Source organism: Paenibacillus sp. FSL P2-0121 (assembly GCF_037975345.1).
Taxonomy (GTDB): Bacteria; Bacillota; Bacilli; order Paenibacillales; family Paenibacillaceae; genus Paenibacillus_AQ; species Paenibacillus_AQ odorifer.
In genome coordinates this window covers 985,217-1,010,085 of sequence record NZ_CP150245.1, presented here as the reverse complement: position 1 = coordinate 1,010,085, position 24,869 = coordinate 985,217, and the positions used below count along the sequence as shown (strand labels likewise).

At 46.8% G+C, this 24,869-nt stretch carries 16 protein-coding genes, 15 tRNA genes and 3 rRNA genes; 8 read left to right on the top strand and 26 right to left on the bottom strand.

Annotated elements, in window-relative coordinates:
- Window positions 1-33: 33 nt before the first annotated feature.
- From MKY54_RS04315 to MKY54_RS04300, 4 genes are all read right to left on the bottom strand, one after another.
- Complete coding sequence (locus MKY54_RS04315; RefSeq protein WP_036686912.1) at window positions 34-1,056, bottom strand: LacI family DNA-binding transcriptional regulator; 1,023 nt, start codon at window positions 1,054-1,056, stop codon at window positions 34-36.
- A gap of 68 nt (window positions 1,057-1,124) precedes the next feature.
- Window positions 1,125-2,702 (bottom strand): DUF3502 domain-containing protein, encoded by a 1,578-nt coding sequence (locus tag MKY54_RS04310; protein WP_076105428.1) that lies wholly within the window; start codon window positions 2,700-2,702, stop codon window positions 1,125-1,127.
- An 80-nt stretch (window positions 2,703-2,782) separates the two neighbouring features.
- Window positions 2,783-3,679, bottom strand: a complete 897-nt coding sequence (locus tag MKY54_RS04305) for a carbohydrate ABC transporter permease (protein WP_076105429.1) — start codon at window positions 3,677-3,679, stop codon at window positions 2,783-2,785.
- A gap of 28 nt (window positions 3,680-3,707) precedes the next feature.
- Window positions 3,708-4,652: an ABC transporter permease subunit gene (locus MKY54_RS04300; protein ID WP_305953532.1), complete on the bottom strand. Its 945-nt coding sequence runs from the start codon at window positions 4,650-4,652 to the stop codon at window positions 3,708-3,710.
- Between the two features lie 643 nt (window positions 4,653-5,295).
- Between MKY54_RS04300 and bglX the strand changes: the two genes are divergently transcribed.
- The 4 genes from bglX (at window position 5,296) to MKY54_RS04280 (ending at window position 10,405) form a co-directional block, all read left to right on the top strand.
- Complete coding sequence (bglX, locus tag MKY54_RS04295) at window positions 5,296-7,455, top strand: beta-glucosidase BglX (RefSeq protein WP_076276802.1); 2,160 nt, start codon at window positions 5,296-5,298, stop codon at window positions 7,453-7,455.
- A gap of 116 nt (window positions 7,456-7,571) precedes the next feature.
- Complete coding sequence (locus tag MKY54_RS04290) at window positions 7,572-8,540, top strand: metallophosphoesterase family protein (RefSeq protein WP_076302802.1); 969 nt, start codon at window positions 7,572-7,574, stop codon at window positions 8,538-8,540.
- A gap of 186 nt (window positions 8,541-8,726) precedes the next feature.
- Complete coding sequence (locus MKY54_RS04285; protein WP_036686897.1) at window positions 8,727-9,479, top strand: 3'-5' exonuclease; 753 nt, start codon at window positions 8,727-8,729, stop codon at window positions 9,477-9,479.
- Window positions 9,480-9,652: 173 nt separating this feature from the next.
- Window positions 9,653-10,405 (top strand): MerR family transcriptional regulator, encoded by a 753-nt coding sequence (locus MKY54_RS04280; RefSeq protein WP_076187440.1) that lies wholly within the window; start codon window positions 9,653-9,655, stop codon window positions 10,403-10,405.
- An 84-nt stretch (window positions 10,406-10,489) separates the two neighbouring features.
- Here the strand turns inward: MKY54_RS04280 and aroD are convergent, their stop codons facing one another.
- The gene (gene aroD / locus MKY54_RS04275; protein WP_339189639.1) at window positions 10,490-11,254 is read right to left on the bottom strand and encodes a type I 3-dehydroquinate dehydratase; all 765 of its coding nucleotides are present in this window, start codon (window positions 11,252-11,254) and stop codon (window positions 10,490-10,492) included.
- A gap of 61 nt (window positions 11,255-11,315) precedes the next feature.
- Complete coding sequence (gene rbsK / locus MKY54_RS04270) at window positions 11,316-12,245, bottom strand: ribokinase (RefSeq protein ID WP_339191117.1); 930 nt, start codon at window positions 12,243-12,245, stop codon at window positions 11,316-11,318.
- A 256-nt stretch (window positions 12,246-12,501) separates the two neighbouring features.
- On the opposite strand from rbsK, the gene glgP reads away from it, so the two are divergent.
- On the top strand, window positions 12,502-14,118 hold the full coding sequence (gene glgP / locus MKY54_RS04265; RefSeq protein WP_076130674.1) for an alpha-glucan family phosphorylase: 1,617 nt from the start codon (window positions 12,502-12,504) through the stop codon (window positions 14,116-14,118).
- A 262-nt stretch (window positions 14,119-14,380) separates the two neighbouring features.
- Window positions 14,381-15,838, top strand: coding sequence for a catalase KatA (gene katA, locus MKY54_RS04260; RefSeq protein WP_076187446.1), 1,458 nt, complete (start codon window positions 14,381-14,383; stop codon window positions 15,836-15,838).
- 151 nt (window positions 15,839-15,989) lie between these two features.
- On the opposite strand, the gene MKY54_RS04255 is transcribed toward katA, so the two are convergent.
- Window positions 15,990-16,184 (bottom strand): sporulation protein Cse60, encoded by a 195-nt coding sequence (locus MKY54_RS04255; RefSeq protein ID WP_036686883.1) that lies wholly within the window; start codon window positions 16,182-16,184, stop codon window positions 15,990-15,992.
- 396 nt (window positions 16,185-16,580) lie between these two features.
- Here MKY54_RS04255 and MKY54_RS04250 point away from each other — a divergent pair, with 396 nt between their 5' ends.
- A complete protein-coding gene (locus MKY54_RS04250; protein ID WP_036686880.1) occupies window positions 16,581-17,036 on the top strand; it encodes a GreA/GreB family elongation factor in 456 nt (151 codons plus the stop codon).
- Window positions 17,037-17,105: 69 nt separating this feature from the next.
- Here MKY54_RS04250 and MKY54_RS04245 read toward each other — a convergent pair whose 3' ends face one another.
- The 19 genes from MKY54_RS04245 to MKY54_RS04155 all read right to left on the bottom strand — a co-directional run bounded on the left by MKY54_RS04245 (window position 17,106) and on the right by MKY54_RS04155 (window position 24,106).
- Window positions 17,106-17,570 carry a YdeI/OmpD-associated family protein gene (locus MKY54_RS04245; protein ID WP_339189637.1) on the bottom strand — a complete coding sequence of 155 codons (465 nt, stop codon included), beginning with the start codon at window positions 17,568-17,570 and terminating at the stop codon, window positions 17,106-17,108.
- Between the two features lie 101 nt (window positions 17,571-17,671).
- Window positions 17,672-17,742, bottom strand: a tRNA-Gly gene (locus MKY54_RS04240).
- Window positions 17,743-17,754: 12 nt separating this feature from the next.
- Window positions 17,755-17,828 (bottom strand) — tRNA-Pro (locus MKY54_RS04235).
- 32 nt (window positions 17,829-17,860) lie between these two features.
- Window positions 17,861-17,937 (bottom strand) — tRNA-Arg (locus tag MKY54_RS04230).
- Window positions 17,938-17,947: 10 nt separating this feature from the next.
- A tRNA-Gly gene (locus MKY54_RS04225) sits at window positions 17,948-18,022 on the bottom strand.
- A gap of 7 nt (window positions 18,023-18,029) precedes the next feature.
- Window positions 18,030-18,114: transfer RNA gene (locus MKY54_RS04220), tRNA-Leu, on the bottom strand.
- 15 nt (window positions 18,115-18,129) lie between these two features.
- Window positions 18,130-18,205: transfer RNA gene (locus MKY54_RS04215), tRNA-Lys, on the bottom strand.
- Window positions 18,206-18,212: 7 nt separating this feature from the next.
- A tRNA-Gln gene (locus tag MKY54_RS04210) sits at window positions 18,213-18,287 on the bottom strand.
- Window positions 18,288-18,303: 16 nt separating this feature from the next.
- Window positions 18,304-18,381: transfer RNA gene (locus MKY54_RS04205), tRNA-Asp, on the bottom strand.
- Window positions 18,382-18,406: 25 nt separating this feature from the next.
- Window positions 18,407-18,483: transfer RNA gene (locus MKY54_RS04200), tRNA-Met, on the bottom strand.
- A gap of 71 nt (window positions 18,484-18,554) precedes the next feature.
- Window positions 18,555-18,631 (bottom strand) — tRNA-Met (locus tag MKY54_RS04195).
- Window positions 18,632-18,646: 15 nt separating this feature from the next.
- Window positions 18,647-18,722 (bottom strand) — tRNA-Val (locus MKY54_RS04190).
- 6 nt (window positions 18,723-18,728) lie between these two features.
- Window positions 18,729-18,800, bottom strand: a tRNA-Glu gene (locus tag MKY54_RS04185).
- Window positions 18,801-18,815: 15 nt separating this feature from the next.
- Window positions 18,816-18,908 (bottom strand) — tRNA-Ser (locus MKY54_RS04180).
- A gap of 5 nt (window positions 18,909-18,913) precedes the next feature.
- Window positions 18,914-18,989 (bottom strand) — tRNA-Asn (locus tag MKY54_RS04175).
- A gap of 3 nt (window positions 18,990-18,992) precedes the next feature.
- A tRNA-Ile gene (locus MKY54_RS04170) sits at window positions 18,993-19,069 on the bottom strand.
- A gap of 57 nt (window positions 19,070-19,126) precedes the next feature.
- Window positions 19,127-19,243, bottom strand: a 5S ribosomal RNA gene (gene rrf / locus MKY54_RS04165).
- Window positions 19,244-19,388: 145 nt separating this feature from the next.
- A 23S ribosomal RNA gene (locus MKY54_RS04160) occupies window positions 19,389-22,315 on the bottom strand.
- Window positions 22,316-22,548: 233 nt separating this feature from the next.
- Window positions 22,549-24,106: ribosomal RNA gene (locus tag MKY54_RS04155) — 16S ribosomal RNA — on the bottom strand.
- Together the 16S, 23S and 5S rRNA genes with 15 tRNA genes alongside form the textbook arrangement of a ribosomal RNA operon.
- Before the next feature lie 473 nt (window positions 24,107-24,579).
- On the opposite strand from MKY54_RS04155, the gene MKY54_RS04150 reads away from it, so the two are divergent.
- Window positions 24,580-24,867 (top strand): hypothetical protein, encoded by a 288-nt coding sequence (locus tag MKY54_RS04150; RefSeq protein ID WP_076130108.1) that lies wholly within the window; start codon window positions 24,580-24,582, stop codon window positions 24,865-24,867.
- The last annotated feature ends 2 nt before the right edge of the window (window positions 24,868-24,869 follow it).

Sequence of the window (24,869 nt, the reverse complement as noted above, 5' to 3'; positions counted from 1 at the left end):
GGTTCCACTCCAATAAAGGTTTATAGTGTGATCTTAACGAGGTTTAATCATCTTGCAGGAACCACGCTTGAGCAATACCGCATCATAGACAATATGCTGATGGTTTGATCGTCCGGAAATGAGGTCGAACAGAACACCTACACTGGATAAGGCCATTTCCGTACCCGGCTGGCTGATTGTATCAAGAGAAGGATGATAATATTCAGCCATCTCGATCCCGTCAAAGCCAATGATCGAAATATCATCAGGGATAGATAACCCCGCGGTAAGCACCGCTTTGGCAGCACCGATGGCAATCGTGTCGGAAGCGGCAAATATAGCTGTAATTCCCTTGTTCTTGTTGAGCAGTCTCCGCGCAGCATTAAATCCCGAGCTGGGACTGTATTCACAATCCTCAACCAACCCTGAATCATAGGGCAGACCCTGCTCTTCGAGTGCTTTTTTGTAGCCTAAATACCGCCGGTTGCCCGTGGTTTCATCCAATAATGGAGACTTGGCTAAAAAGCCGATATTCGTATGACCTAATGAGATCAAATAATTGGTAGCCTTATAGGCTTCCTTCGTTTCATTGATAATAACGCTGGAAAAAATAAGCGGGTTCACCTCCTGCGTTGAGGTGATCGTTGTCAGCACAAACGGAACCGTCAGCTGTTTGAACTTCTCTTCAGAATGATCATAGGTTCCACCCATGAAGATAATCCCACACAGATTCTTCTCCTTCACCAGTTGAATTGCAGCATTGATTTCATCGGTCCCATCCTCTACTTGCTGGATAAGAAACGGGTAGCCCCGCAGATTGACCTGCCGTTCAATTTCTCTGATCATATTAGAGAAAAAAGGATTGGTAATCCCCTTGACCATAAGTGCAATGTTCTTAGATTGTGTAGTTTTCAAATTCCGCGCGTTGGAATTGGGAATATAATTGTATTCCTTAACCACACTCATCACTTTCTCACGTGTAGACTTGCTCACCGGTCCCTTGTTATTGATTACCCTGGAGACCGTCGAGATGCCCACACCGGAAATCCGCGCGATATCCTTGATATTTACATCCACTTTACTCCCCCATTTATGGGTAAAGGAGCTATATCGAATTATAGCTCCCTTACACCCCTTAACTTTCTTTAGTTGACAGGAACAAACGCAGCCAATTGCTTCTCTACTTCGGCAATGACCTTGTCAACTCCTGCTTTTTTCAACTGATCACGGTACTCCGCAACAGCTGCTTTTGGATCTTTGCTTGTTTTACCAAGCATCAATTGAATACCGAGCTGTGAATTCACGTTGGAAATCGAAGCAATTTCAGTTGTAACATTGGTTGGATCAAAGCTGAAGCCATTGTAAGGATCATCGATAGCCACTTTATCCCATTCTGCGAATAAGGAGTTACGGATTGGGTTTTCTGTATCCGTAGGAACTACGAATTTGTCATTACGAAGTGACCAAGCAGCGAAACCTCCGCCGTCCGTTTTATCGTTGAAGCCTGCAGGCTGCTTTTTAACACCATTTTCCATCACATATTGTTTGCCTTCAATACCGTTTTGGATGAGGTTGTAGTAGCTTTCATCGGTCATGAACTTCTCGATCACCATCAGAGCGCGCTCTGGATTAGCTGAGTTCGTGCTGATTACAGTCGAGTTGTCAACGCCCATCTTACGTTTGATCTTCTTATTAGCTTCCGCAAAAGTAAAGAAGTAAGGATCTGATTCCGGTTGCGCCTTCAAATCCGCACCGTATTGGCCGATCCAGTCCTGAGCATGAGTCAAATAACCTGCGGAGTTAGCTGCTCTGAAGTTATCCTTGCTGCCTAGGGTTGCAGACAGCACATCTTTACTCCAGTAACCCTTATCCGCCCATTCACGCATCTTCACAGCCCAATCTTCAAATTCCTGAGTGAAGGCTGGATGGAAGACGGTCTTGTAGTCCTCTGGACTTTTGGTCACAAGATTCAGCTCATTCAAAGATATACCAGGAGCGTTAAGCCACATCCCTGTAGTATCTACGAGCATTCTGAACATATTGGCTGCATCTTCTGCCTTGCCGTTAATTGGTGGGAAGGACTCATTAGCAACCACATTATCCATGTATTTAACCATATCATCAATGGAAGTGATTTTGTCCATTCCATATTTCTTCAGCAAGTCAGAACGATAGGCATAACCGGCAGGTGTGTATTCGCTATAAAGACTTGGTACACCATAAATTTTGCCTTTGTATTTTGTATTCTCCCACACACTTTCCGGGATTTCCGCTTTTAGCTTAGGAGCAACTTTATCCAGCATATCTGTAAGGTCCACTAGAGCGCCTTCACTAGCCAATGTGAAATAAGACACCGGAGCTCCGGGAGATGCATGCGACATATCAAATTCTTCGCCTGAAGCAAATAGCAGCGGGTACTTAGTAGCGATATCCGGCCAGTCAATATACTTCACTTCAATCGTAGCGTTTAGATCAGCTTTGAGCTTCTTGTTAATCTCAGCGAGGATTTCTTTATTTTTAACTCCTTCGCTGCCCCACAGGTAGTACACCAGCTTAGCTTCCTTGGAAGTATCCACTCCGCCTGCATTGGCTGAAGCCTCTGGAGCTTTCGTGGCTGCCGGATCATTACTCGGCTCATTGTTGTTCTTGGATGTGCAGGCTGTCAGTGCTCCAGTAAGCATGAGGACAGCAATTAAAGAAGACGCGATCTTTTTACCTTTCATTTAGGTAAGCCTCCCTTTTCTCTTCTATTTATGAAACTTTCATTTATAATAAACGCTCTTCGAAAAGAAGATTGCGTCCATTAACCCTTTACAGCCCCGATGGTGAGGCCTGTTACGAAATAACGCTGTACAAATGGATACAGGAGAATAATCGGTCCAGTGGCCAGCACAGCTGTAGCCATCTTGATGGATTGCGTCGGAAGATCAGCAGTATTGATGACCGCTCCCGAGTTGATTAGCGCTCCTAAGTTCGTCTGATTGACCATTCGCTGCAAAAAGTATTGGAGCGGATATTTCGTCGGACTGTCAATATACAACATCCCGTTATACCACTCATTCCAAAAGCCTAGTGCTGAGAAAAGCCCAATAGTAGCCAAGGATGGAACCGCCAGCGGAATAAATATCCGCCAATAGATGCGAAAGTCGCCAGCACCGTCAATGGTAGCGGATTCATATAAGGAATCCGGAATCGCCTTCATGAAATTACGCATCAGGAAAATGGACCATGCACCAACTACACCCGGAAGAATCATGGCGAATAAGCTGTCCTTCATATGCAGGTGCTTAACCATCAGGATGTATGTTGGAATCAAGCCGCCACTGAATAGTGTTGTAAAGTAAATCAAGAAGGAAAAGAAGTTGCGGTACTTGAAATCCTTACGGTTGAGCACGAATCCGGCCATCGACATCATAAACAGTCCGAGTACCGTACCCACTACGGTGATGAAGATAGTTACCTGATAAGCATTCACCAGCTGAGTAGAGTTGTTGAATAGCATCTCGTAAGCCTTAAAGGAAAATGCCTTCGGCAGCAGCTTGTAGCCTTCACGAACAATTTCCTGCTCGTTCATGAACGATGAGGAGATCATCAACGCGAAGGGAAATAAACAGAATAGCGCAAAGATAGCGATACAGATATAACTGACTGCTTTTATGAGAATGCTTCCGGAATCCTGTTTGATTGTACTCTTTTCCATATTTATCACCCCTGTTTCGTGTCTAGTCTTAGAACAAAGCGCTGTCCGGTTCTACCTTGCGTACAATAAAGTTAACTACAAGCACCAGGATCAGACCGAATAAGGATTGGTAGAAGCCCACTGCGGCACCCATAGAGAAGTTGAATTGTCCCACCAGTGAACGGAAGACATAGGTATCGATGATATCTGTCTGCGGATACAGTACAGAGTTCGTACCGATCAGATTATAGAAAAGGTCAAAGGATCCCTTGAGAATTCCACCCATACCGAACAGTAGAAGCAGAATAAAGGTTGGCTTCAGAATCGGCAAGGTCATATAACGGATTCGCTGCCAGGTAGTCGCTCCATCCATATAAGCAGCCTCGTACAGATCATGATTAATCCCTGTGATCGTTGCCAGATAAACAATCATTCCATATCCGGTACCCGCCCAGATCTTGAAAGCCACAATAATATATTTCCAGATGCCCGGATCGGAATAGAACTCGTAACGGTCTAGCCCCATTCCAGTTAACATCGTATTGATAAACCCGGAATTGAAATTGAATATATTGTAGGCAAACACACCGACGATAACCATGGAGATGAAATTCGGTAACAGGATAACGGATTGTGATATTTTTTTGAACCACTTGCCTGAGATCTCAGACAACATAATGGCAAATACTATTTGAATGATATTACCTAAAGCTAGAAAGACGATATTATAGAGCAGCGTATTCTTGGTAATATTCCATAGATCCCCATTTTGAACCAGAAACTCAAAGTTCTTAAGGCCGATAAAGTTACTTCCAAAAATCCCCTTATTGAGCTTGTAATCTACAAATGCGACGTAAGCTCCAGGCATTACAGCATAGTGAAAGATAACGAAATATACGATTACAGGCAGCAACATTAGAAAAAGAACTTTGTTCTTAATGACTTCCCGAACAATGTTTCCACCCACAAGCTTCAGTCTCGCCAAAGTGCCCACCTCCAATTTGAAAGATGCATTCAGTCACATGCATAAATTACCTTCCTTTCTTGTCCAGCAGCCAGAATAAAAACAGTTTGCCCAACCTTCATAAAAAAGTGTATCGAGTGTTGTAGAAACGTTTCCAGTGTTTCTGTAAAACTCTCTGTGTGAGAAGCATACTCCCAAAATGTATGCGCTGTCAATTCATTTTATTTTTGAATTACAAGTACTAAAGTTACATATTTCACGTAAAAAAATATAAATTAGCTGTTTTTCCAAAGGCGATTGACTTTTTTTGGTGTTCAGACTAATATCGAGGTGTATCGTTTGTGGAAACGTTTTTATACTTTTCTTTCATAGGCATGTCAGTCTCCATATGTAACATCTTAATGATGCAATCCTCTTCTGATTTAATTTATGCCTCATCCCTGTATCCGAAGAGAGAAATGCTATGATTTTCACAACAAATGAACCTGATTATAGCTCAGGCCCATTCCGCATCTCGGAGCTGTGTGCCAGGAGAGTAAACGGTTCACTCCCATCCTTATCGCCTATCTAACGTAAGTTTTGCTAATAAAATCATGCTTACGCTGCCCGGCGGGGAACTACACATCTATTTAACAAACTAACTTTCAATGCGCTCACGAGGAAGGAGTTAACCATGACTAAAACGTTTATCCAAGATCTTGTGAACGATATGACCCTGGACGAAAAGCTGGCCCAATTAACCCAGCTAGGTCCTCACTATTGGGGTTTGGACGATACCGTGGATTTAACTGGTCCATTTAAGGAACTGAATATTAAGCCGCAGGTAATGGAGAGCATCGGAAGTGTTCTGAACGGTATTGGAGCCCGGAATGTAATCGAGCAACAGACCCGACATTTGCAAACCAGCCGACAAAAGATTCCTCTGCTCTTCATGGCGGATGTCATTCACGGCTACCGGACCATCCTCCCGATTCCGCTGGCCATGGGCAGCAGCTTTGACCTTGAAGCCTGTGAAAGGTTTGCTGAAATCGCCGCCAAGGAGAGTGCGGCTGCCGGCATTCACGTCACCTTCTCGCCCATGACTGATCTCGTACGCGACCCGCGCTGGGGACGTGTCATGGAGACATCTGGTGAGGATCCCTATCTGAATGCCCGTGTCACCGAAAGTATGGTGCGGGGTTATCAGGGCAAGGACCTAAAAGAAAAAGGACGCATCGCCGCCTGTGTGAAGCACTTCGCTGGTTACGGTGCTCCCGAAGGCGGACGGGAATACAACACGGTGGATATGTCTTCCGGCGTATTGCGTGAGTTCTACCTGCCAGCCTATAAGGCTGCCGTAGATGCTGGTGTGGCCATGGTGATGGCCGCATTTAATACCATTGACCGTATCCCGGCAAGTGGTAATTCCGAACTTCTTCGCGGGATTTTACGGGAAGAATGGGGCTTCAACGGCGTTACCATCGCCGATTTCAATTCCGTTAATGAGCTGATTCCCCATGGCGCCGCGATAGATGGCCGTGAGGCAGCCGAGAAAAGTCTGGCTGCTGGGCTGGATATTGAGATGATGTCCACTCACTATCTAAACCACGGCGCTGCTCTGGTCGAGGAAGGAAAGCTTGATATCGCCTTGATCGATGAAGCCGTCATCCGGGTGCTTGAGCTCAAGGACGCGCTTGGCTTGTTCGATAATCCATTCAAGGATGCAGATCCGCTGGTGGATGAGGCTCCGAAACCTAGCGCGGAGCATCTGCAGGCCGCACGGGAGCTTGGAGCTAGCTCAGTTGTACTGCTCAAAAACGACAATGATGCTTTGCCCCTTAAACGTGGCATGAAGATTGGTCTGGCTGGTCCTTTCGCCACCTCCATTCATGTGCTGGGCGGTTGGGCCGGGACAGAAAAAGATCCGGCTGTATCACTCTACACCGGCCTTTCGCAAAAAACATCTGCCGAAAATATTTTTACGGCCATGACTGGTGAGCTGGGAAGCATGCTTGAGGGTGTTTTTGATGTGGAGGATGAAATTGAAGACGCCTACCAGGCGCTGAAGGATTGTGATGTAATTCTCGCCGCTGTCGGTGAGAACCAGCAGGATACCGGGGAAGGCGGAAGCAAATCCAATCTCCGCCTATCAGCCAATCAGGAGAAGCTGATCTGGCGTCTGAAGGATACCGGAAAAAAGGTCGTCACCATTGTATTCAGCGGCAGACCACTGGAGCTGAAACCCGTTCTTGATGCCAGCGACGCTCTGCTGCAGGCTTGGTTTCTGGGTACAGAGTCAGGAAATTCGCTGGCCGATGTGCTGTTCGGAGATTATAATCCTTCCGGACGTTTATCGATGAGCTTCCCCTACTCGGTTGGGCAAATTCCTGTCTATTACAATGCTTATCAAACGGGACGTCCTTATGATCCTATGTATCCTAATGTGCGTTACGTGACCCGTTATCTGGACTGCCCGAATGACCCGCTGTTCTGTTTTGGTTATGGCCTGAGCTATTCCAAGTTTGCTTACAACAGCTTCAATGTTGAAGCTGCGGATCGGGTGGTTGCCTCCATTGAAGTAGAGAATACTTCGGACATCGCCGGCAAGGAAACCGTTCAGCTCTACATCCACGACGTCAGCGCAAGTGTCGTGCGCCCGGTCAAGGAACTGAAAGGCTTCCAGCAGATTACACTCGCACCGCATGAGAAACAGGTGGTTTCCTTCGAAATCACCAGAGAAATGTTAATGTTCTACGGAAAAGACGATCAGTTGGTCTTCGAGCCTGGGGAATATGATATTATGATCGGTAGAAACTCTGGAGATCATTGCACTCAGCGGATCTGGATCGGCTGACCTGCGTATAGCTATGCTTCTAACGACGTCAGCCCTTATTGCCCTCTTGGCGCAATGAGGGGTTGGCGCCTCCACAGCTTGCTATTCAATATTCGATAGTAAGGGAGATTATTCTAATGAGACACAGTTTATCATTTCAGCAAGATGGCACTTTTAAAATCGTACAATTTACCGATCTGCACTGGATGGATGGAAGAGCTGAGGATCAGCTTACCGAGGCACTGATGGAACGCATTCTGGATGCGGAACAACCTGATCTTGTGGTTTTCACGGGAGATCTTATTTACACGGGTCCTGTATCACCGGGAAACAAGGCATGCGAGCACCCCGCACAAGCTTTTCGTGAGGCTGTCGCTGCCGTGGAGAGATCCGGCATCCCTTGGACCTTTGTATTTGGCAACCATGACACAGAAACTCTGATTTCAAAGAGTGAACTGATGCAAATTGCCCTGGAACATCCCCACTGCCTGACCGAAGCCGGTCCAGAAGAGCTGGAAGGCTCGGGCAATTACACTCTTGAAATTAAAGATCAGGAAGACCACTCGGCTGCTATTTTGTATTTTCTGGACTCTGGCGGCTACTCCGAGTATGAGGATATCCCGGGCTACAATTGGATTGGGCGGAATCAGATCAACTGGCTGACGGCTGAATCTGCGCGGCTGAATCCGAAGACTGCTGAGAACAGGCTGCCTGCCTTGGCTTTCTTCCATATTCCAATTCCCGAATATCGGGATGTCTGGTCTACACAAGTCTGTCATGGGCATAAGTTTGAGCGTGTATGCTCACCTGAGGTGAACTCGGGCTTATTCTCAGCTTTGCTGGAAATGGGTGATGTGCTTGGCACCTTCTGCGGACATGACCATATCAACGATTTTAGCGGCAACCTGTATGGCATACGTCTTTCTTATGGCCGTGCTACCGGCTACAATACTTATGGAAAAGAAGGCTTTATGCGGGGAGCACGCGTCATCGAACTGGTCAAAGGCACTCAAGACTTCAATACCTGGCTTCGTCTTGATGACGGATCCGTTATAAATGAACAGCCGATTCATATGCCTGAACCTGCTGCCGATTCAGGACATTAATCTTTTATAGGATTAAATTTTAATAGTGATTAAATGAACCAGTGCGCAGATGTTGTGCTGGTTCATTTTTTTGTGCAAATATTAGCTTGTCTCCATATTCCCCATTACATCACTTTTTTTGTTAAAATAGAGAAGTCGACGTATTAAGCACTACAGCGTCAGTCATGGAAACGGAGGCAAGTACCTGTGGATTATATTATTCTGGACATCGAATTCAACGGCCGTAAGTTTGCCAGCGAGCACCCTATGGAGGTCATTGAGATTGGAGCCGTCCGGTTAGACTCTTCACTGCAGTATAAGGATGAATTTTCTTCCTTGATCAAACCTATATATTTCTCCACCCTGAATTCCTTTATTAAGAAAAAAACGGGTATCCCTCAAGAGGAAATCGACATTGCCGCCCGCTTCCCCAAAGTCATCACTGCTTTTAGAGAGTGGCTTGATCTAAGTACAGACGGAGTTCTGCTGCTTACCTGGGGTGGCGAAGACATGAAGCGAATCATTCAGGATGTGCGCATGCATAAGATGGACGAATCCTACTGGATGTCCGCTACGTATTTCGATTTGCTCAAAGGAGTTCTTCGTGCGCGTGGTCTTAGCAATGATGTCAGCGTGGAAAGCGCGATGGCATTGTTTGAGCTTGAGCCTACTGGATCTGCACACCGGGCGCTGGATGATGCACGGATGACGTCAGAGATCTTCCGCGCCGTGTTTAAGGATCTGGATTTTGAGCGTTCACAGCATTACGTAGATACCTTCTCCAATGCCAAAGAACGCAAAACAGTTAAGGTAGCCATAAAGGCTATGACCTCACAAAAAATTGTACCTACCTGGGACCTTGTCGTTGAACACTACTTCTCAGACAAAGCAACCCTTGCGGACCCTCGTAAGCTGGAGGAATTGCACAATTATTTCACAGCACAGATGGGCCATAAATAAATTCAAGCAGCAAAGCTTAACATTATAGACTTATTCATAGCAGCGGCAGACTTCCCCATGATCATTCAGAGGGTAGCTGCCGCTGTTTTGGATATGCTAAAAAAACCATTTGACCTTCACGTTACGTAAAGGTGTACATTTGATTTGTAGGAGGTGATACTACGGAATACACAGTGCAGAAGCTCGCAGAGTTAGCTGGAATCAGCACACGGACCCTGCGCTACTACGATGAGTTTGGCATTCTTAAGCCGGCGAGAATCAACTCTTCGGGGTATCGTATCTATGGCCGTACCGAAGTAGATCTACTACAGCAAATTTTATTTTATCGGGAGCTTGGCTTAAGTCTGGAACGTATCAAGGCTATTATGACAGAGCCCTCATTCGACGGAGCCAAAGCGCTGCGGGAGCATCATGACAAGCTACTGGAAAAAAGACAGCAATTAGATCTATTAATCGCTAACGTCGAAAAGACGCTGGCTCAAAAAGAAGGGAGAATTACCATGAGTGATACTGAAAAATTCGAAGGCTTTAAACAAAAGCTGGTAGATGACAACGAAAAGAAATATGGCCAAGAAATAAGGGAGAAATACGGAGATGACACCATTAATCAATCCAACCAAAAGCTTAAAGGAATGACAGAAGATCAATATGCCGCTATACAACAGCTTGAGGAAGAGATGTTCGAAACACTCTTGCAAGCAATGGAGCATGGAGATCCTGCCAGTGTATTAGCGCAAAAAAGTGCAGACCTACACCGTGAGTGGCTCTCCTTCTACTGGAATTCCTATTCCAAAGAAGCTCATGCTGGTGTTGCACAATTGTATGTTGATGATGAACGTTTTACCGAATACTATGACAAACGCCGCCCTGGACTCGCTGCGTTTCTAAGAGATGCCGTACATGTATATACGGGAAAAAATGCGTAAGCGCACGAACAATATTTTAAAATAGAAAAAGGCATCCGGATACTCCGGATGCCTTTTTTTTGAGGCAATAGCAATCAGCAGAAATCACAGACTGCGGTGCAGCAGCGACAATGTATTCCGAAGCTCAGCGACAGCTACCTGGCCAGGTGCAGAAGGTTTATGTGCAGCTCCGAAGGTAAGCGTTGAACCAAAAACTTCACCTGCCAAACGGCTGATCACCCCGGCTCCCGCCATAGACATCGTTATAATCGGACGGTCTGCATATTTTTCCTTCATGATATGTGTAGCTTCCAGCAAAGTTAGCACATCGCCTGCATCTCGGGGCATAACGGCAATTTTAGGCAAATCCCCGCCAAGCTCCTGCGCCTTGCATAACCGTGAGATGATCTCCTCTTTAGGAGGTGTACCCTGAAAATCATGATTTGAAATAATGACAGACACGTTATGAGCATGAGCAGCTTCGACCAGTAGCTTTACATCCTGCTCATCATTAAATAGTTCAACATCTATTATATCTACTAGACCGCTCTCGGCAGCAGCTTTATTCAGTGCTGTGTAATATTCCGTGCTGACTTGCTTCTCTCCGCCTTCTTTTGCACTCCGAAAAGTAAAAATCAGCGGCAGATCTGGAATCACAGAACAGATTTCGCTTAGTGCGTTCTTTACAGCTGCAACGTCTTCCACTTCAGCAAAAAAATCCGTCCGCCACTCCACCAAATCAGGTTGCAGTACTTTCAGCGCTTCCGCTTCCTGCTTCAGCTCAGACAAGGTCGCTCCAATTAGCGGAACACATATCTTAGGGATTCCTTCGCCGATGATCACATTTTTAACGGTTACTGTTCTGCTCATTATTTAAGCTCCTTATCCTATCTCATCTAGTATAGATCTTGAATATCCTGTACTGTCTATTCTACAGCGATTTACGTTTTAGAAACTGCTCGACCTCGGACAACTGCGGCAATGAAGGGATCGCCCCTTCTTTCCCTACAGCCAATGCACCTACAGCATTAGCGAAGCTCACGGCTTCCTCCAAGGTCTTCCCTAAGACCAGCTGTTGGGCTAATGCGCCATTAAATGAGTCACCGGCAGCAACTGTATCTACCGCCTTTATCGGGAAGCCTGGAACAGCCTTGGCACCTTCAGCATTCACAATCAGGGCACCTTTTGAACCCAAGGTTACAATTACGTTCTGTACTCCTTTTTGCAGCAAAATACGGGCTGCCTGCTCAGCAGTCTCTGCGCTATCCACAGTCATTCCGGACAAAATCCCGGCTTCCGTCTCATTAGGTGTCAGGTAAGATACCTGAGCCAGCATCTCATCCTTTAGCACTCTAGCTGGTGCAGGATTAAGGATGACCGGAATCCCCTTACGATGGGCAATCGCAATCGCCTGCTCACTCATCGCCAGATCCATTTCAAGCTGCAGCACAATGATCTTAGCCTGGCTAATCACAGCCTCCAATGCCTGAATATCCTCTACCGTAAGCTCAATATTCGCTCCAGGTACCACGATAATCCGATTTTCTCCATCTTCTTCAATAACGATTGAGGCGACTCCTGTTGCCTCATGTTCACTTACAGAAATATGCTCTATATGAATGCCTTCATTCCTGATAATCTCCAGCATTTCGCTACCAAAGGTATCTTTTCCAACTCTTCCGATCATACTAACCTCTGCACCCAGACGTGCTGCGGCAACGGCCTGATTTGCCCCTTTTCCGCCAGGAGATAGAGCAAAGGCTTGTCCAATCAGGGTTTCTCCTGCATCCGGTGACCGGTTTGTACGTACCACCATATCCATATTCAAGCTTCCAATCACAACTATATCCAACTTAGACACCACCATTAATTATTTCTTCAATCTCTTTATCTTAGGGGCTTCTGTCCACTTTATCAATCAATTCCGCTCAATTGGATTCAAAATGGTTGTTTTCACCAAATTGACGTTATGCTTTTATTCATCGAGTGTGCTAGAATAGTGGTGCAATCGCTTCCACAATGATTGCCTGCACTATTTTGAGCAAACGTTTGCACCTAAGATAATGCCCGCAGCTTCACTGCAATTTAATCTAATCCGTGATTAGGAGGCTTATCAAGTGAACGAACAAAAATTACCGTCAGTCGCTTATTTTAGTATGGAGTACGGGCTGCATTCCGATTTCAAAATGTATGCCGGAGGTCTGGGCATTCTTGCCGGAGACTACATCAAGGGTGCAAAAGATATCAACGCCCCTATCATCCCTATTGGGCTGAAGTGGAAACAAGGTTACACGGACCAAAAGATTGATGCCAATGGCAATCCGTACGACTCCTATCACAATTATGTTTATGAGTTTCTTGAAGATACAGGGGTTAAGGTAACTGTTAAAGTCCGAAAAACCGATGTGGTATGCAAAGTATGGAAAACTGATTATTTTGGCAACAGCACATTGTATTTACTGGATACGGATATTCCCGAGAATAATGATGCCTGGATCACAGGCCAATTGTACGGCTGGTTCGGCGAAGAACGGATCGCACAAGAGATCGTGCTTGGGATTGGTGGAGTCAAAGCTATGCGTGCACTGCAAATCCCTATTGATGTCTATCACTTCAATGAGGGTCATGCGGCTCTAGCGGCTATCGAACTAATCCGTGAAAAAATGTCCGGAGGCCATACCTTCGAAGAAGCGTGGAAAGCCACTCGCGAAGAAGTCGTATTCACTACCCACACACCAATCAAAGAAGGCAACGAAACCCATCCTCTCGACCGACTTGAGTATATGAGTGCGTTCAACGGCTTAACCCGTGACCAGATGGAGCGGATCGGCGGCGAGCCATTTAATATGACGGTTGCAGGTCTAAGACTATCACGTATTTCCAACGCAGTAGCCCAGCTACACGCCGATACGGCTAATAAAATGTGGAAGGAAGTAGCCGGAAGATCAGAAATTATAGGCATTACTAATGCCATCCATACTCCTACCTGGGTAGATGATAGAATGACACAAGCCTACGAACAGGATGGTGACTTATGGGCAGTGCATAAAGAGATCAAGGGCGAACTGATCCAGTTCATCAAAGAACGTTCCGGCATTAGCTTAAATGCTGACAATCTACTCATCGGCTTCTCACGCAGAGCTGCTCCATATAAACGAAGCGACCTGATCTTCTCGCAGCCAGAAATTATCGAACCTTATCTGGAGTCTGGAAAGATACAAATTGTATTCTCCGGCAAAGCGCACCCACTCGATGATAACGGTAAAAAAATCGTCAGTAACCTAGTAGCGATGATGAAAAAGTATCCAAAGAGTGTTGTGTTCCTCGAGAATTACGATATGACGATTGGCGCCCAGCTGACGCGCGGTGCTGATATTTGGCTCAACAATCCACGCAGACCATTGGAAGCCAGCGGCACCTCCGGGATGAAAGCAGCTATGAACGGTGTATTGAACTGTTCTATTCTGGATGGCTGGTGGCCGGAAGCCTGCATCGATGGTGAGAATGGCTGGCAGATTGGAGACGGCTTCGAAACTACAGACTTTGAGGTGCTGGATAAGCATGATAGTGATGCACTGTACGACACCTTATTGAAACGTGTACTCCCAACCTTTTACGAGAATCGTGAACAGTGGGTACAAATGATGAAAAAGAGTATCGAAACCACCCGTACGGAGTTTGCCACCAAAAGAATGTTAGATGAATATTACAACAGAATGTACATTAAAGCCTAAGTACAAGAACCGAATATCTTCTATATCAAAAAATGCAGCGCACCCCTTCAGTGATGGTAGGGATGCGCTGTTTCTTTTTTAATTCTGCTAAGTAATTAATCACTTTGTCTATCATATATATCTGAATGTGCCAACGATGTATTGACGATTACCACATATTGTAATGAGTCAATTATTTAAAAAGTGTTGCAATTTCTCTAAAAAACATTAATATAGAACTTATACTAAATCTAAAATCAAATCTCATGAGGTGATTCTATTAATGAGCTCCAATAATAATAATCTTACAACCAGCTGGGGTGCTCCAGTAGGCGACAATCAGAATTCAATGACAGCCGGTGACCGCGGTCCCACTTTACTGCAAGATGTCCATTTGCTTGAGAAATTAGCCCACTTTAACAGAGAACGTGTTCCTGAACGTGTCGTTCATGCTAAAGGTGCTGGCGCTCACGGGTATTTTGAAGTTACAAAAGATCTAACCCAATACACAAAAGCTAACTTTTTGTCTGAAGTAGGCAAACGTACACCGTTGTTCATTCGTTTTTCTACTGTAGCTGGTGAATTAGGTTCTGCTGATACCGTACGTGACCCTCGTGGATTTGCCGTGAAGTTCTATACTGAAGAAGGAAACTATGATCTCGTAGGTAACAATACGCCTGTATTCTTCGTTCGTGATGCGATTAAATTCCCGGACTTTATTCATACACAGAAACGTGATCCACAGACACATCTGAAGAACCCGAATGCTGTATGGGACTTCTGGTCTTTATCGCCTGAATCTCTGCATCAGGTAACGATTTTGATGTCGGATCGCGGAATTCCAGCTACGCTGAGACATATGCATGGGTTCGGTAGCCACACCTTCAAGTGGGTAAATGCCGAGGGCAATGCAGTCTGGGTGAAATACCATTTCAAAACAGAACAAGGCATTAAGAATCTAGATGCAGACCTTGCTGCCAAAATCGCTGGGGAAAACCCGGATTATCATACAGAGGACTTGTTTAATGCTATTGATAAAGGAGATTTCCCTGCTTGGAAGCTCTACGTGCAAATTATGCCAATCGAGGATGCGAAGACTTACCGTTTTGATCCATTTGATGTAACAAAGGTCTGGTCGCAAAAAGATTATCCGTTAATCGAGGTTGGCCGTATGGTATTGGATCGCAATCCGGAGAACTACTTCGCTGAAGTAGAACAAGTTACATTCTCCCCCGGCTCTTTCGTTCCTGGTATTGAAGCTTCGCCGGATAAATTGCTACAAGGCCGTCTGTTCGCTTATGGTGATGCACACCGCCACCGGGTTGGCCCTAACCATAACAGTTTACCTATCAACCGTCCAAAAGTAGAAGTGAAGAACTATCAACGTGATGGTGGTATGGCCTTGGGCAACAATGGCGGTTCCGGTGCCTATTACGAGCCTAACAGCTTAGGAGGACCTAAAGAATCACCGCAGCATAAAACATCGCCGTTCGAAGTCTCTGGTTATGCGGATAGTGTCTCCTACAATAGTGATGATCACTATACACAACCAGGTGACTTGTACCGTCTAATGTCTGAAGAAGAACGTACCCGTCTAGTTCAAAATATCGTTGGCGCTATGACTCCTGTTGAAAGTAACGATATCAAACGTCTCCAGATTGAGCATTTCTTTAAAGCTGATCCAGACTTGGGACAGCGTATCGCATCCGGTTTGGGTTTATCTGTACCAGACGGAATGTAAGATTGTAAATGCACTTATAAACTAAAGAGGACCTTTGCCCGTAGATGGGAAAGGTCCTCTTTTTGCTAATTAGCTGAAAACATAATAAATGATGACAATCACAACGCCCAGCGTGGAGACAATGGATAGACATGAAAAAAACGTGTTCCAGTTATTGCCTTTCATTTGTCTTATACACGACCAGTATAGTGGTTCTTTGGTGCTCTGCCCCATCACGTGATGATTTAACTACCGAACCGTAACAGATATTCACAATCTGTTCCTCCCGTAGTCCTGCCAGGAACTCATTAGCTTTATTCTCTGCATAAGAATTATCAGCATCTACAAACTCTTTAACTTGAATCATCCTGATCTCCTCCTTTAATAAATTAAGTAGTTATTTTATAGTTCTGGAATCTATATGTGAACTCAACGAAATGTACATGGCGTATCACTCCCCAGGTAACAATTAATGTAAAAATATCTTCAAAATACAGTATAGGCATTTCGCAGTTTTCTACGAAATGCCTATGCATCAGCCTATCATAGCACCCAAGTATGTAATAGTCAAAGGTTTTCATTACAATTTTTAGAAGGTTTTAATTCCCCTTTTAAAATGGATTGGATTTACAAATAGAAGCTGGTATACTGATCAGAAGGTCTCCATTGGGGGACCTCTATTTGTATAGGAGGGATTTTAAGATGGCAACACACCATAACAGGTTTACAAGGAATGTGCTACTTAGAGGGGGTGAAATCTACTATGAACCATAGTCTTATCTATGAAGGCTCACGGACACAGCTGCTTCAGCAGCTTATCTATTTTGATGAGGAAAAAATCGCATTTCTAAATCAGTACTTTCCGGTACGGAGCAAAGATAGAAGCAACGCTGAAACGCTGTTATCCCGTTATTGCTCCGAGCTGGAACAATTACTAACTGAGTTCAATGGTGAAGATTTGAATTCACAGGTCTTTATCGGAAGTCAGCTGCAGCTTCGTTACTTGGACGATAATACTACAGATATCTATACCATCGTATTTCCTAACCAAGCAGAACCTAACGATAACAAGATTTCTATGTTGTCACCTATAGGCATGCAGCTGCTGCTGGCTGAGCTCGGCAGTACTTGTCAGCTAGCGATTCCTTCAGGTCAACTAGAGGTGAAGATCGAAAGCATTAAGTTCGTGAATAATGGTGAAGTAGGCGTTCTTATATAAGGACGATCCCTTATATACCCACTACAGCAGCGTCCCTTTCCAGATATTAAGGAGGAGGACGCTGTTCTATTATTTAAGCCTCAAACCTACTTCCAGCTTATTAACTGACTTCTGGATCCTTGCTGCTCTGGTTTCCGGTCTTTTCGCCCCTTCGATCCAGCTCACATATTCCTTCCGATAGGAATAAGCCAAGCTGTTATAATATACCTCTGCCTGCTCATTGCTGCTTAGTGCGTCCAGAAAATCTTCTGGAGCTTCTATCTCTCGCAATTGATGATCTTGTTCCATTGTCACCCGTACTATATCTCCAGGTTGAGCATGGGCTAAGTCTCGCAGTTCTTTTTTCACGACCATAAAATGTTTCCCATTACCATGCGGCATGAGTGTTCCTTTATAGGGAATGTCATTCAGGCTTCCTTTAACTTGTATCCTTGATTTAGTTTCATATATTTGTTCAGCGTCAAAAGGAACCGTAAGATATGTCCAACTCCCATTCGTATCTGGTCTGACTAACCTTGCTTCAAATTCAAACATTGGCCCCTCCTCAAATAAAATCTCTAGTTCCTATTGTATCCATACGTGCTTAACTATACAAAAAAACACCCGCCTAATACCGGCAGGTGTTTCTCTTTATAAGCGGGTGATGGGAATCGAACCCACGCTATCAGCTTGGAAGGCTGAAGTTCTACCATTGAACTACACCCGCAAAGGTATAAAATCGGGATGACACGATTTGAACATGCGACCCCCTGGTCCCAAACCAGGTGCTCTACCAAGCTGAGCTACATCCCGTTAACAATACTATAACTGCTTAGTAATAAAAATGGCGCGCCCTGAGAGATTCGAACTCCCGGCCTTTTGATTCGTAGTCAAACGCTCTATCCAGCTGAGCTAAGGGCGCAAAATCTATATGGAGCGGACGACGGGAATCGAACCCGCGACCCTCGCCTTGGCAAGGCGATGCTCTACCGCTGAGCCACGTCCGCAAAAACATGGTGCGCGTGAAGGGACTCGAACCCCCACGTCGTGAAACGCCAGATCCTAAGTCTGGTGCGTCTGCCAATTCCGCCACACGCGCACACTTTAAAGAAAATGGTGAGCCATGAAGGACTCGAACCTTCGACACCCTGATTAAAAGTCAGGTGCTCTACCAACTGAGCTAATGGCTCTCATAAATGGCTGGGGATATAGGATTTGAACCTATGCATGACGGAGTCAAAGTCCGTTGCCTTACCGCTTGGCTAATCCCCAATAATAATTAACTAAATGGCGGAACCGACGGGATTCGAACCCGCGATCTCCTGCGTGACAGGCAGGCATGTTAGGCCAACTACACCACGGTTCCATAGACATAATGCATAAGTGTAAATTGGTTGCGGGGGCAGGATTTGAACCTGCGGCCTTCGGGTTATGAGCCCGACGAGCTACCGGGCTGCTCCACCCCGCGTCATTAATTAGTATATACTATTCATTTTCACCATACCAGCTTATCCCTAAACATAATGTATAAGAGTAAATTGGTTGCGGGGGCAGGACTTGAACCTGCGACCTTCGGGTTATGAGCCCGACGAGCTACCGGGCTGCTCCACCCCGCGTCAGTGAAAAAAATATGGTGGAGGCTGAGGGGATCGAACCCCCGACCCTCTGCTTGTAAGGCAGATGCTCTCCCAGCTGAGCTAAGCCTCCATGATATGACCCGTATGGGATTCGAACCCATGTTACCTCCGTGAAAGGGAGGTGTCTTAACCCCTTGACCAACGGGCCATGCTAATAATTTTATGGCGGAGAGAGAGGGATTCGAACCCTCGAGACGCTTGTGGCGCCTACACGATTTCCAATCGTGCTCCTTCGGCCAAACTCGGACACCTCTCCATAAATGGCTCCCCGAACAGGACTCGAACCTGTGACAACTCGATTAACAGTCGAGTGCTCTACCAACTGAGCTATCAGGGAATATGGTGGGCCTTAGTGGACTCGAACCACCGACCTCACCCTTATCAGGGGTGCGCTCTAACCAGCTGAGCTAAAGGCCCTTCTAAGACATATTAATATTAAGGGCAAAAAAAATACCACGGGTAATGTGGTTGTCCGCTTGGCGGCGTCCTACTCTCCCAGGACCCTTCGGTCCAAGTACCATCGGCGCTGGAGGGCTTAACGGTCGTGTTCGGGATGGGTACGTGTGGAACCCCTCCGCTATCGCCACCAAACGGGCATTTACAGCGTAAATGCTCAGGCTTAATCGCCTGAAAACTGAATCCGAATTGAATTTGCGTCGCCCGTCATCTCTTCGGGGCCCCCGGAAAGTATTCGGAATTAGCTTCGCAGCCTTTTCTTCACTTTTTGGGGTATTTTTAGGATAAGCCCTCGACCGATTAGTATTGGTCAGCTCCATGCATTGCTGCACTTCCACCTCCAACCTATCTACCTCGTCGTCTTCAAGGGGTCTTACTAATTGGGAAATCTCATCTTGAGGGGGGCTTCACGCTTAGATGCTTTCAGCGCTTATCCCGTCCGTACGTAGCTACCCAGCCATGCTCCTGGCGGAACAACTGGTGCACCAGCGGTACGTCCATCCCGGTCCTCTCGTACTAAGGACAGCTCCTCTCAAATTTCCTGCGCCCACGACAGATAGGGACCGAACTGTCTCACGACGTTCTGAACCCAGCTCGCGTACCGCTTTAATGGGCGAACAGCCCAACCCTTGGGACCTACTTCAGCCCCAGGATGCGATGAGCCGACATCGAGGTGCCAAACCTCCCCGTCGATGTGGACTCTTGGGGGAGATAAGCCTGTTATCCCCAGGGTAGCTTTTATCCGTTGAGCGATGGCCCTTCCATGCGGTACCACCGGATCACTAAGTCCGACTTTCGTCCCTGCTCGACTTGTAGGTCTCGCAGTCAAGCTCCCTTATGCCTTTGCACTCTGCGAATGATTTCCAACCATTCTGAGGGAACCTTGGAACGCCTCCGTTACTCTTTAGGAGGCGACCGCCCCAGTCAAACTGCCCGCCTGACACGGTCCCCGTACCCGGTAAGGGTACTAGGTTAGAACCTAGATACGATCAGGGTGGTATCCCAACGGCGCCTCCACCGAAGCTTGCGCTCCGATTTCTACGGCTCCCACCTATCCTGTACAGATCGTACCCAAATTCAATATCAAGCTGCAGTAAAGCTCCATGGGGTCTTTCCGTCTTGTCGCGGGTAACCTGCATCTTCACAGGTATTAAAATTTCACCGGATCTCTCGTTGAGACAGCGCCCAAGTCGTTACGCCATTCGTGCGGGTCAGAATTTACCTGACAAGGAATTTCGCTACCTTAGGACCGTTATAGTTACGGCCGCCGTTTACTGGGGCTTCGGTTCATAGCTTCGGGTTACCCCTAACCACTCCCCTTAACCTTCCAGCACCGGGCAGGCGTCAGCCCGTATACTTCGCCTTGCGGCTTCGCACAGACCTGTGTTTTTGCTAAACAGTCGCTTGGGCCTTTTCACTGCGGCCCCCTCGTGCTATTCACACTACCGGGGCACCCCTTCTCCCGAAGTTACGGGGTCATTTTGCCGAGTTCCTTAACGAGAGTTCTTCCGCGCGCCTTAGAATTCTCTTCTCGCCTACCTGTGTCGGTTTGCGGTACGGGCACCTTCTCCTGGCTAGAGGCTTTTCTTGGCAGTGTGAGATCATGACCTTCGCTACTACAATTTTCGCTCCCCATCACAGCCCAGCCTTAATGATGTGCGGATTTGCCTACACATCAGCCTCACTGCTTAGACGGACATCCATCAGTCCGCGTCACTACCCTCCTGCGTCACCCCATCGCTCATAGCGGATTACGGTGGTACAGTAATTTCAAACTGTTGTCCTTCGACTACGCCTTTCGGCCTCGCCTTAGGTCCCGACTTACCCTGAGCGGACGAGCCTTCCTCAGGAAACCTTGGGCTTTCGGCGGATCAGATTCTCACTGATCTTTTCGTTACTCATACCGGCATTCTCACTTGTGTAGTGTCCAGCGCTCTTTTCAGTACACCTTCAACCCCTACACAACGCTCCCCTACCCCAGATACATACGTATCTAGCCATAGCTTCGGTGGTGTGTTTAGCCCCGTTACATTTTCGGCGCAGAGTCACTCGACCAGTGAGCTATTACGCACTCTTTCAATGGTGGCTGCTTCTAAGCCAACATCCTGGTTGTCTGTGCAACTCCACATCCTTTCCCACTTAACACACACTTGGGGACCTTAGCTGATGGTCTGGGCTGTTTCCCTTTTGACAATGGATCTTAGCACTCACTGTCTGACTCCCGGCAATAAGTATATGGCATTCGGAGTTTGACTGAGCTTGGTAATCCTTGCGGACCCCGCACCCAATCAGTGCTCTACCTCCACTACTCTTATACCGAGGCTAGCCCTAAAGCTATTTCGGGGAGAACCAGCTATCTCCGAGTTCGATTGGAATTTCTCCGCTACCCCCACCTCATCCCCGCACTTTTCAACGTACGTGGGTTCGGGCCTCCAGTGCGTGTTACCGCACCTTCACCCTGGACAGGGGTAGATCACACGGTTTCGGGTCTACGTCCACATACTAAGTCGCCCTATTCAGACTCGCTTTCGCTGCGGCTCCACCTTCTCGGCTTAACCTTGCATGTTAAACGTAACTCGCCGGTTCATTCTACAAAAGGCACGCCATCACCCATAGATCGGGCTCTGACTTTTTGTAAGCACACGGTTTCAGGTTCTATTTCACTCCCCTTCCGGGGTGCTTTTCACCTTTCCCTCACGGTACTGTTTCACTATCGGTCGCCAGGTAGTATTTAGCCTTAGCAGATGGTCCTGCTGGATTCATACGGGGTTTCACGTGCCCCGCACTACTCGGGATCCGTCTCGGAGAGAATACAGTTTAGGTTACAGGGCTTTTACCTCTATCGCGGGCCTTTCCAGACCTCTTCACCTACCATATTCCTTTGTAACTCCATGTGAGACGTCCCACAACCCCTAAGAGCAAGCTCTTAGGTTTAGGCTGTTCCGCGTTCGCTCGCCGCTACTGACGGAATCACTATTGTTTTCTCTTCCTCAGGGTACTTAGATGTTTCAGTTCCCCTGGTCTGCCTCTACATTTCCTATGTATTCAGAAATGAGTAACTGCGAATTACCACAGCTGGGTTTCCCCATTCGGACACCCCCGGATCAAAGCTTGCTTACAGCTCCCCGAGGCAGTTTCGTTGTTCGCCACGTCCTTCGTCGGCTCCTGGCGCCTAGGCATCCTCCGTGTGCTCTTATTAGCTTAACCTTGATTCTTCCGAAGAAAAATCTCACTAATAACATTTACTTGTTTGCACAAGTTGCTAAAAGATGTTCTAAAACGCAAATTCGTTTCGGTATCCAGTTTTCAAGGATCAAGTCTTACTTGAGAGCTTAAACTCTCAAAACTGAGCAACGAGTGAGTAACAGGCCTAAACCTGAGATTGTGGAAGTTAAACTTCCGATTTGAATGTTCTCATTGCAGAGAACGATTCTCCATAGAAAGGAGGTGATCCAGCCGCACCTTCCGATACGGCTACCTTGTTACGACTTCACCCCAATCATCTACCCCACCTTCGGCGGCTGGCTCCCTTGCGGGTTACCCCACCGACTTCGGGTGTTGTAAACTCTCGTGGTGTGACGGGCGGTGTGTACAAGACCCGGGAACGTATTCACCGCGGCATGCTGATCCGCGATTACTAGCAATTCCGACTTCATGCAGGCGAGTTGCAGCCTGCAATCCGAACTGAGACCGGCTTTGATGGGATTGGCTCCACCTCGCGGCTTCGCTTCCCGTTGTACCGGCCATTGTAGTACGTGTGTAGCCCAGGTCATAAGGGGCATGATGATTTGACGTCATCCCCACCTTCCTCCGGTTTGTCACCGGCAGTCACTCTAGAGTGCCCAGCATTACCTGCTGGCAACTAAAGTTAAGGGTTGCGCTCGTTGCGGGACTTAACCCAACATCTCACGACACGAGCTGACGACAACCATGCACCACCTGTCTCCTCTGTCCCGAAGGCCGCTGCTATCTCTAGCAGATTCAGAGGGATGTCAAGACCTGGTAAGGTTCTTCGCGTTGCTTCGAATTAAACCACATACTCCACTGCTTGTGCGGGTCCCCGTCAATTCCTTTGAGTTTCAGTCTTGCGACCGTACTCCCCAGGCGGAGTGCTTACTGTGTTAACTTCGGCACCAAGGGTATCGAAACCCCTAACACCTAGCACTCATCGTTTACGGCGTGGACTACCAGGGTATCTAATCCTGTTTGCTCCCCACGCTTTCGCGCCTCAGCGTCAGTTACAGCCCAGAAAGTCGCCTTCGCCACTGGTGTTCCTCCACATATCTACGCATTTCACCGCTACACGTGGAATTCCACTTTCCTCTTCTGTACTCAAGCCACCCAGTTTCCAGTGCGACCTCAGGTTGAGCCCAAGGTTTAAACACCAGACTTAAATAGCCGCCTGCGCGCGCTTTACGCCCAATAATTCCGGACAACGCTTGCCCCCTACGTATTACCGCGGCTGCTGGCACGTAGTTAGCCGGGGCTTTCTTCTCAGGTACCGTCACTCCGGTAGCAGTTACTCTACCGGACGTTCTTCCCTGGCAACAGAGCTTTACGATCCGAAAACCTTCATCACTCACGCGGCGTTGCTCCGTCAGGCTTTCGCCCATTGCGGAAGATTCCCTACTGCTGCCTCCCGTAGGAGTCTGGGCCGTGTCTCAGTCCCAGTGTGGCCGTTCACCCTCTCAGGTCGGCTACGCATCGTCGCCTTGGTGGGCCGTTACCCCACCAACTAGCTAATGCGCCGCAGGCCCATCCCTCAGTGACAGATTGCTCCGTCTTTCATTCTTCTCTCAGGAGAAAAAAGAAATTATCCGGTATTAGCTACCGTTTCCGGTAGTTATCCCAGTCTGAAGGGCAGGTTGCCTACGTGTTACTCACCCGTCCGCCGCTAAGTTATTTTGAAAGCAAGCTTTCAAAATAACTCCGCTCGACTTGCATGTATTAGGCACGCCGCCAGCGTTCGTCCTGAGCCAGGATCAAACTCTCCAATTAGTATTGAAAAGAGCGATATGCTCATTTTGAAACATCTGACGAGAAAATTAATTCTCTAATTTTGGATTTCACTTACGTGATTTCCTACTCACTCGTTGTTCAGTTTTCAAAGATCAAGTTCTCGTTGGCGCCGTTTAATGTCTCAGCAGCAACTCTTATACTATATCATGTTCGGCTATTTAATGTCAAGCTCTTTTTTCAACTTCTTTTTCGAGCTCGGCATGTGTACTTCTTGGCCGGACTTAGAATATATCATGTATAGAGATTCATTGCAAGCTTTATTTTAAAAAAACTAAACACATACTTCTCCGCAATTGTATCGCAACCGTATTCCCCTTTTCCGCGTCTATCTATTTAACATCAGAGCCCCTTCATACATAGGTATCAATTCCATTATTTTTTGGCAAAGAGGTGATTCATATAAAGACCTTGCATGATCTCTAGCTTCCCTCTAAAAGGAGGTTGGAGAATCAATGAGCAGAAGTGTGAAAAAGCAACCCGTGTGCAGCGACCAACAGAAAGATGGTTCATCATGGGATAAAAAACAAGCCAATAAAGCCGTCCGCCGTTACCCTGGCGACATCCCTAAAGGGAAATGGTATCAGAAACTGTATAACAGCTGGAACATTTGCGACTACAGCTTTTACCAAACTAAACAGCAGGCGATTCATGAATGGGAAACAAACAATTGGATCCAGATGAGATTCCCCTCCCGCCAAGAGGCCATTCAAGATTGGCACAAGTCTTATAGAAGAAAGTAAAT